General features: G+C 69.5%; 2 protein-coding genes. Both read right to left on the reverse strand.

Features of this window, described 5'->3' with window-relative positions; translation table 11 throughout:
- Positions 1-641, reverse strand: a 641-nt coding sequence (locus ACY34I_RS40485) for a hypothetical protein (RefSeq protein ID WP_462760843.1), incomplete at its 3' end; no start/stop codon positions are given.
- A 71-nt stretch (positions 642-712) separates the two neighbouring features.
- Positions 713-960, reverse strand: a 248-nt coding sequence (locus ACY34I_RS40490; RefSeq protein WP_462760844.1) for an IS607 family transposase, incomplete at its 5' end; no start/stop codon positions are given.

Consider the following 960-nt stretch of genomic DNA (forward strand, 5'->3'; position numbering starts at 1 on the left):
CGATACGATCGCGGATCCGGACGTGAGGGAAGCTGCAACCGCAGCAACACCCTGCCCGGGTCAGTCCCGCTGCGTTCGATGCTGGCCTGCTGCCGGTCACACGCGGCCAACAGCAGCATCCGCGCCACCCGTGGGACGCCTTCCAGTTCGAACACATCCACCGGCAGCCGCCCATTGACGGCAAGGAACCTGGCAGCCTGCCGCGTTCGGGACTTGATGACACCCGACGGCAGATGCTCCCCGCCCGGAACCGCCTTACGTACCCGCCCCCACTCCTGCGCGGTGCGCCGACGCGGATCGGCCGGCCACGTCGCCAACACACCGGAGGTCAGGCCAGCACGCCACGACGCCGAACGCAGAACACGCCCCGCCTGCTCCTGCGCCATCCGCACGATCCGGTCATTGACCTTCACACCCTCAGACGGGGCGACCGTCCAGCCCAGGCGCCGCAGCGCCATCCACGCGTTCGACGGCAACGTCCGCCCGCCCGCGTCCCGCCCAGAGGCCAACACCTCCACATCCGCGGCGTTCCAGCGCTGCGCCAACATGCCCGAGACCATGCCCGCCACCAGGTCGGCACACCAGCCGATCCGTTGCGCAAGCACCGCCTGCGTCAGCACCTCGCCGGTCTTCTCGTCCACCCCAGATCGCAGCAAGCCGCGGGCACACGCGGTGCGGAAAGTCTCGCCTTCGGCCAGCGGCGGCTTCCCGCTCACCCACCACCGGCCTGGCATTGCCCGGACTCGGCCAGCAGACGACGCCGGTTCTCCGCCGACCGCATCCCATACAGGCGCCCCGCGAACGTCGTGACCAACGAACCGAAATCCTCCAGCAACTCCTCGCGTCCGCCGAGCTTCTTCGGATGCAGCACTTCCAGGGTGGCGCCGTGCACGGCGAGCAGCTGTTTGAGCCAGCCGACACCGAACCGCGCAAGCCGATCCTCATGCGTCACCCGGACCG

The organism is Micromonospora sp. RTBAU3-60, from assembly GCF_054963695.1.